This is a genomic window from Paracoccus sp. SCN 68-21 (assembly GCF_001724535.1).
Classification (GTDB): Bacteria; Pseudomonadota; Alphaproteobacteria; order Rhodobacterales; family Rhodobacteraceae; genus Paracoccus; species Paracoccus hibiscisoli.
Genome location: NZ_MEES01000070.1, coordinates 22,940 through 29,736, shown reverse-complemented (window position 1 = coordinate 29,736; position 6,797 = coordinate 22,940). Strand labels below are relative to the sequence as shown.

Below are 6,797 nucleotides of genomic sequence, written 5' to 3'. Positions count from 1 at the left end.
TTCCACCAGCCGACGCCGGAAGCGGTGGCGGCGTAACCGAGGCGGAAATCCACTTAGAAAACGCCCGCAAACTGTTCAGACAAACCGAACCACCTCATTGTGAAGGACGGTGCGGGCACCACGCTTTACAACTACTTCACCGAATTCGGGCTCGAGCAGATCTCGGTCGACTTCGTTTTCGGCACCGCCGGCACCAATGTGCAGGGCAAGGTCCGCACGACCCTGCGCGCCATCGAGGACAACCTTAAGGGCGAGACCATGACCACCGCCCATGCGCTGGTCAGCTCTGAATTCTTCGACAAGCTAATCAGCCACCCCAAGACCGAGGACGCCTACAAGTTCTTCTCGGCCACTGGTGGCCAGCCGCTGCGGGAGGACATGCGTCGCGCCTTCCCCTTCGCGGGGATCCTGTTCGAGGAATACAACGGCTCGGTCACGCTCTCGAACGGCACGTCGGAACGGCTGATCCCCACCGGCGAGGGGATCGCGTTCCCGATGGGCACGTTCGACACCTTCACCACCTATGGCGGACCCGCGAACCTGCTGGAGACCGCCAACACCATCGGCCTGCCGCTTTATGCGCGCCAGATGATGGACGCCAAGGGCCGCTGGATCGATCTGATGACCGAGGCCTCGATCCTGCCGGTGAACAAGCGGCCGCGCCTCGCGATCCGGCTGCACAGCTCGAACTGATAGGCGCGTTTATGTCGGTCTTTGCTGCCGCCATCGACAACCTGTTTGCCGATCCGAACATCGCCCGTGATGCCACATACATCGCGGACGGTGGCGCCCCCCAGCTCATCCGCGTGGTCACCCGTCGCGCGGATGAGGTCACGGGGTTTGGTGATGCGCAACTCTGGTCGGAAACCACGCGCATCGATCTACGCGTGGCCGAGGTGCCAGCCCCGCGCCTGGGCGACCGGATCGAGATTGCGGGCGAGGCCTTCCTAATTCAGGGCGAGCCAGTGCGCGACCGCGAACGGCTGGTCTGGACCGTCAATCTGAGGCCGGCGTGACGATTATGAAGCTGAAACTCGACATCGACCCTGACCTCGTCGCCCTGATGCAGGCCGAAATCGCCGCTGGGGAAAAGGCGGTGACCGCCGCCATGCGCGAGGCAGGCACCTCCCTGAAATCCGCCTGGCGCAGCCAGATCACCGGCGCTGGCCTCGGTACTCGGTTGGGAAACTCCATCCGCCTCGCCAGCTTCCCCAAATCCGGTGAAAGCCTGAACGCGGCGGCACTGGTCTGGTCGAATGCTCCGGTCATCATCAGAGCGCATGATACCGGGCCGTTGATCCGGTCCAAGAATGGATTCTGGCTGGCGATCCCCACCCTAGCCGCAGGTAAAAGCGCGAGAGGCGGCCGGATCACCCCCGCCGAATGGGAACGCCGCACCGGCCTGCGTCTGCGGTTCATCTACCGCCGCCGGGGGCCCAGCCTGCTGGTGGCAGAGGGGCGGCTGAATTCGAAAGGTCGGGCTGTGGCGTCTAGGTCAAAAACTGGGCGTGGGGTCGCGACTATTCCGATCTTCCTGCTGGTGCCGCAGGTCAAATTGCGCAAGAGGCTGGATTTGGCGCGGGATGCAGAGCGAGCGGTGGACGGCGTGCCGGGGCTGATCGTGGCAGGGTGGCGCGACAGGTAAATAGTCGCACGAGGTCCACAAAGGTAAACTGGTACCCAGCTGACTTACCTCAAAAAAGTCAGCCCAGCGCTGATTGACCGCCCTAGAATTCTCTCCTACGGTGTCATCACTGGCGTAGTAGCCGAGGCGGCGTGGGCAAAGTACCGAGCGTTTATGACGCTGATGGCGCGATAGCTTGAAAGGGCTATCGTGACGGTGGGTTGAAAGATCTATCGGAATCCCTGACTCTCAGCCCCGCCGCCGACCTACGTCAGGGGATTCATGCAGAACGCTATCAAGCAAGAGATCAAGCGCCTTTGCCGCAAGGCTTTCTCAAAACTGGAACGTGAGGCAAAATCAGAAGAGAAGTATAGGCAACAGTTCGAAAAGCGAACTGGCGTCGCTGCCGGGCTTCCTTCCGCAGCGCCAAGTCTACCAAAGCCAAAACACTTCGATCCTGTCTATTGCTCGCGCCACGCGAACTTCTTGTCCAAGACAATTTGGCACAAGGTGCTTGAAAGTACGTATGAGCCAAGCCCCGCAATCAACTATCAAATACCAAAACCTGATGGCAGCAAAAGGTCGATCATGGCCTTTTCCATACCAGACGCTGCACTTGCCAATGTCGTACTGCGGAGAACCAGGGATCGAAACACAAAGCGCTTGTCACCGTCTTCCTATGCCTACCATCCGGACAGAGATGTTTTTGACGCAATACTGGCGCTGAGAGAATATCAGAGCGACGGCAAACTATTCGCAGTGCAGATCGACTTCGAGAAATACTTTGACAACATTCCAGCCTGGTACCTTGAAAGCAAGATAAATGACGCGACACAAGTTAGCCTGACCCCTCATGAACGATACATTTTTAAAGCGTTCATCCATCACAAATTTGCGGATCATGATAAGAGCACAACAGGTCCGTTCAGCCGTCGCCACAAAGGAACACCACAAGGATCATCAGTATCGCTCCTTTTGGCAAATCTCGCGAACCACGACTTAGATGTGAAGCTTTCAGCAGCATCAGGTCGATTTGTCCGCTTTGCGGATGATGTTGTCGCTCTTTGTGGCGACTACTCGGCCGCACAAGAACTTGAGCGTTGCTTTGCTGCACATTGCAGGACGAGCGGACTCATATTGAACGCCAAGAAATCGCCCGGGATAGCGGTTATATCGCAACATCAACAAGAGCTGAGGACATATCCCCATTTCGATTATCTTGGTTATCGGCTGTCGCCCGGGGGTCTCTCCATCCCACAAAAAACCGTTGACCGGATAAAAGTTCGCGCATCCCGTCTAATAAATCTCTATTTGCTTCAGTATCTTTCAACTGGTTTCAAGAAATCCAGAGCTGGCGTTACACCACAAATGTTTGATTGGGACCTCCTTGGTTTAATCTATGAACTTCGGAGATCACTCTACGGAGGCTTGGCCGAAGCGGATCTTCACAAATTTATCTATGACGGAAAGAGATTGCCCAGAATGAAGGGCATCATGGGCTTTTATTGTCTACTTGATGAATCCGAACGTTTAAAGGAAATCGACGGCTGGCTTCTAAGCATGGTTCGTCGAGCGATGGAAAGGCGGAATTCCATTTTGAAGGCGAAACATGGAGTGGAGTGCCCAACTCCATCCAATAAAGAACTCGCCACTGGTTCTTGGTTGGATCTTGCGGCATGGCGCGGAGACGACCAGCCAGAAACCAGGATGCCGAGCCTTGTGAGGGGTTGGCGTGCCGCTCGCAAACACTTCTTCACGTTTGGACTTGAGCAGGTACAGGCCCCTAAGTACGGGTTCTATAGCGATTTCGACGATCTGTTTGACTACTGAGAGCGAACATCGCCCGAGCGTTGAATTCATAAAACTCGGCGCACCTCTGGCTCGAGCTGAAACTCAGTTATTTTTAAGCATTCTACAACGATCAATCAGTCCCTGAACGTTCAAACCTGAGTTGAACAAATGCCCACCACCCGCGAAACCGTTCTCGCCGCGCTGCACGCGCGGTTGCAGCCGCTTACTGCCCTCACCCTGCGTGACGAGGTGCTGCCTGAGCGGATCCCGCCTGCCGGACTGATCATCCTGCGCGATGGCCAGCCGGGCGAACCAGAGGTGACTCTGTCGCCCTTGCGCTATCACTACCAGCACCGTGCCGAGCTGGAGGTAGTTGTCCAGGCTGGGATCGGCCGATCCAACGCCTTCGACACTCTGATCGCCAGTATCGGCACCGCACTGGAGGCCGACCGAACCCTCGGCGGCCTTTGCGACTGGGTCGAACCCGAGGCCCCGGCCTCGGTCGACCTGCCCATCGAGGGCGCAGCGGCGCTGAAAGCGGCGGTGATCACTGTCGTGCTGCACTACACCACCACCGGCCCCCTGGCCTGACACCCCCAACATCGAGGAGACCCCCATGGCACGTGCGCAAGGCGCGCGGGCGCAGATGGCGCTTGCGTATGAGACGGTTTACGGCACCCCGCCGGTCAGTGGGTTCCGGCTGATGCCTTTCGCCCGGGCGACACTCGGGTCGGAGCAACCGCTGCTGGAATCCGAACTGCTGGGCTATGGCCGCGATCCCTTGGCTCCCATCAAGGATGCGGTCACGGCAGACGGCGAGGTGGTGATCCCCATTGATGTCGAGGCCTTCGGTATGTGCCGTCCCCGTCCCATTGGGATTTTGCTTGCGGGCGGCGACGGTGAGTTCTGCTGATGTTTTCATGAGCGCTCAGAATGAGCTCACTGGGGACTCCCGGATGAGCTCATTGTAAGGAGCTGGGGTCGCGGCATAGGCCCATGGCATCAACGCATCGATGTCCTTGTCGAGATGGCCGTTGGCGAGCCTGGTGAAGAGATCACGCAGATAGGCATAGGGTTCGACGCCGTTCATCTTGCAGGTGCCGATCAGGCTGGCGAAGCGTGCCCACGACCGGCCGCCCTCATCGTGGCCGGCAAAAAGCGCGTTGCGGCGGTTCATGGCCGGGCTGCGGATGGCGTTTTCGACCAGGTTGGAATCCATGTCGACATGGCCATCCTCGAGAAAGAGCCGGAAGCCGTTCTGGCGCCGCAGCATGTATGCGAGCGCCATGCCAAGGTCGGATTTGCGCGAGATGCGTGCGGCCTGGGCGGCCAGCCAGGCAAAAAACTGATCCACCAGAGGGCAGGACAATTCCTGGCGAACCGCCCGGCGATGAACGGGGTCCGCCCCGCGAATGACATCCTCGACCTTGTAGAGCGCTGCGATGCGCACCAGCGCCTCGTCGACGATGGGCGAGCCTTTCTTTGGCTTGGCCTTGATCAGCTTGCGCCGTCCATGGGCCCAGCAAAAAGCCAACCGCAAGGGATCGCCGCCCGTGCGCTTTGGTGTGGCCAGGTGGGTATAGGCGCCATAAGCGTCGACCTGGATCGTGCCATTGAAGCCGGTCAGGATCTCATCGGCATAGTCGCCCTTCCGGCCGGGGCGATAGTGGAACACCACCCCCGGCGGTGCGGGGCCGTTCCAGCCCCGGTCATCGCGCAGCACCGCCCAGAGATAGCCGGTCTTCGTCTTGCCTCGCCCGGGGTCCAGCACGGGGGCGGTGGTTTCGTCGACATAGAGCCGGGTGCTGCCCTGTTTCAGCAGCACCGCCATGCGGTCCACGACCGGGGCGATCAACGCACCGGTCCGACCCATCCAGTCGGCGAGGACTGATCGGTCGATCGGCACACCGTGCCGCGCCATGACCACGGCTTGGCGGTTCAGCGGCATGTGCTCGGAATGCTTGGACACCGCGATCTGCGCCAGGAGCGCCTCGGTGGGCCAGCTGCTCTCCAGCAGATGCGCTGCAGCTCTCGCCTGAACCACGCCCGTGCGCCCCTTGGGGCAGGCGTATTTCGGGCGGACGGAGACGATCACCTGATAGCGCGCCGGGATGTAATCCAGCCGCTCGGTCCGGTCCTCGCCAATCCGGACCATGTCGCCACAGCCGCAAGGGCAGACAATGCTGTCTGGCTCGATGACACGCTCGACGCGTGGTAGATGCTGCGGCAAGGAGCGCGCCTTGCGCTTCTTGTCCGGCACCTTCTTCTCGGGATCGGTCTCGCTGGCCGCGATCCTCGCCTCGACCGCGGCAATCTGTTCCTGGGTTTCGGCGATGGCGGCCTCCAGATCCTCCAGCGCCAGCTCGAGCTGCGCAGGGTCCAGCTTTTCCGATTTCCGCCCGAACTTCGCATGTCGGTATTGTCCGACCTGGCCTTCCAGCTTTTCGATCAGGGCCTTCAGTTCGGTGATGAAGGCGTCCTTCTCGGCCCCCACCGCCTGTTCATGCTGACGCGCCGCACGCTCCACCGACAGCTCGAACTGCGCGGCCTCGAACGCCTTCACAACCTCCGGCGGAAGGTCTGGAAACAGGCTGAGATCGAAGGGCTGCGACATGCGGATTCATAGCCTCTCCAAACAGGAAAGGCCAATAAAACAATGCTAAAACAGCCGAGTAAATCATCCCGCTGCAATGGGTGGAGCAACCCGCTGCGCAACGATCCGGCGCCAGTCCAGACCTTCGAACAATGCCTCGTGCTGGGCTCGCGACAGCCGCATTGTCCCGTCCTGAACCTTCGGCCAGGAAAAGCTGCCCTGCTCCAAAACCTTGTAAACCATCACCAGGCCTGTTCCGTCCCAAACCAAAATCTTCAGCCTGTCGCCGCGTTTAGAACGGAACACGATTGTCACCCCGGAATGTGGATCAAGCTTCAGCTCGGTCTGCACGATCAGCGCCAGCGCCCGATGGCCGCAGCGGAAATCCACCGGGCGCGTCGCGATCAGGATCGGCTGGCGTTGTCCCGCGACGATCATGCCGAACCTCGCAGGGCGCGCACCAACGCCGCTGCCCGCTCTACCGGAACATCGCCCGGCACCCGCAGCACCAGATCGTTGCGGATCTCGATCGTGATGACACCACATGTCCGATCAGCATCTCTTGGTGGACCGACATTCTCAGGCTCCACTGAAACAGGCACAAAGGCCGGCAGAGCATGAGAGGCCACCCCGGCCATGGCATCCGCCGGCAAAACCAGGTCCCCCTGGCGCGCCTGACGCCGCCAATCCGAAAGCTGATGCGCGGCCAAACCGTGCCGCCGAGCGATATCCACTACCCGAACACCGGGCTGAAAGCTCTCGGCCACAATCCGCGCTTTCGCCTCGTCC

Annotated in this window: 6 protein-coding genes and 3 pseudogenes; 6 read left to right on the top strand and 3 right to left on the bottom strand. The window is 60.0% G+C overall.

Going from position 1 to position 6,797, the window contains the following annotated elements; genetic code table 11:
• Positions 1-96: 96 nt before the first annotated feature.
• The 6 genes and pseudogenes from ABS73_RS15655 to ABS73_RS15630 all read left to right on the top strand — a co-directional run.
• Positions 97-693, top strand: a pseudogene (locus ABS73_RS15655) (major capsid protein); the annotation flags it as partial.
• An 11-nt stretch (positions 694-704) separates the two neighbouring features.
• Entirely contained in the window at positions 705-1,016 is a 312-nt protein-coding gene (locus ABS73_RS15650; RefSeq protein WP_286693549.1) for a head-tail joining protein, read from the top strand.
• Positions 1,017-1,021: 5 nt separating this feature from the next.
• Positions 1,022-1,645, top strand: a complete 624-nt coding sequence (locus tag ABS73_RS15645) for a DUF6441 family protein (protein WP_286693548.1) — start codon at positions 1,022-1,024, stop codon at positions 1,643-1,645.
• A 261-nt stretch (positions 1,646-1,906) separates the two neighbouring features.
• Positions 1,907-3,454, top strand: a complete 1,548-nt coding sequence (locus ABS73_RS15640) for a reverse transcriptase domain-containing protein (RefSeq protein WP_286693547.1) — start codon at positions 1,907-1,909, stop codon at positions 3,452-3,454.
• Between the two features lie 129 nt (positions 3,455-3,583).
• On the top strand, positions 3,584-4,006 hold the full coding sequence (locus ABS73_RS15635; RefSeq protein WP_286693546.1) for an acyl-CoA transferase: 423 nt from the start codon (positions 3,584-3,586) through the stop codon (positions 4,004-4,006).
• Between the two features lie 25 nt (positions 4,007-4,031).
• A pseudogene (locus ABS73_RS15630) lies at positions 4,032-4,268 on the top strand (phage tail tube protein); the annotation flags it as partial.
• Between the two features lie 75 nt (positions 4,269-4,343).
• Here ABS73_RS15630 and tnpC read toward each other — a convergent pair.
• The 3 genes and pseudogenes from tnpC to tnpA all read right to left on the bottom strand — a co-directional run.
• Positions 4,344-6,029: an IS66 family transposase gene (tnpC, locus tag ABS73_RS15625; protein WP_286693545.1), complete on the bottom strand. Its 1,686-nt coding sequence runs from the start codon at positions 6,027-6,029 to the stop codon at positions 4,344-4,346.
• 63 nt (positions 6,030-6,092) lie between these two features.
• Positions 6,093-6,446 (bottom strand): IS66 family insertion sequence element accessory protein TnpB, encoded by a 354-nt coding sequence (gene tnpB / locus ABS73_RS15620; RefSeq protein WP_139615503.1) that lies wholly within the window; start codon positions 6,444-6,446, stop codon positions 6,093-6,095.
• Positions 6,443-6,787: pseudogene (gene tnpA, locus ABS73_RS15615) on the bottom strand (IS66-like element accessory protein TnpA); the annotation flags it as partial. The pseudogene tnpA and the gene tnpB, both read right to left, overlap by 4 nt.
• Between the last annotated feature and the right edge of the window lie 10 nt (positions 6,788-6,797).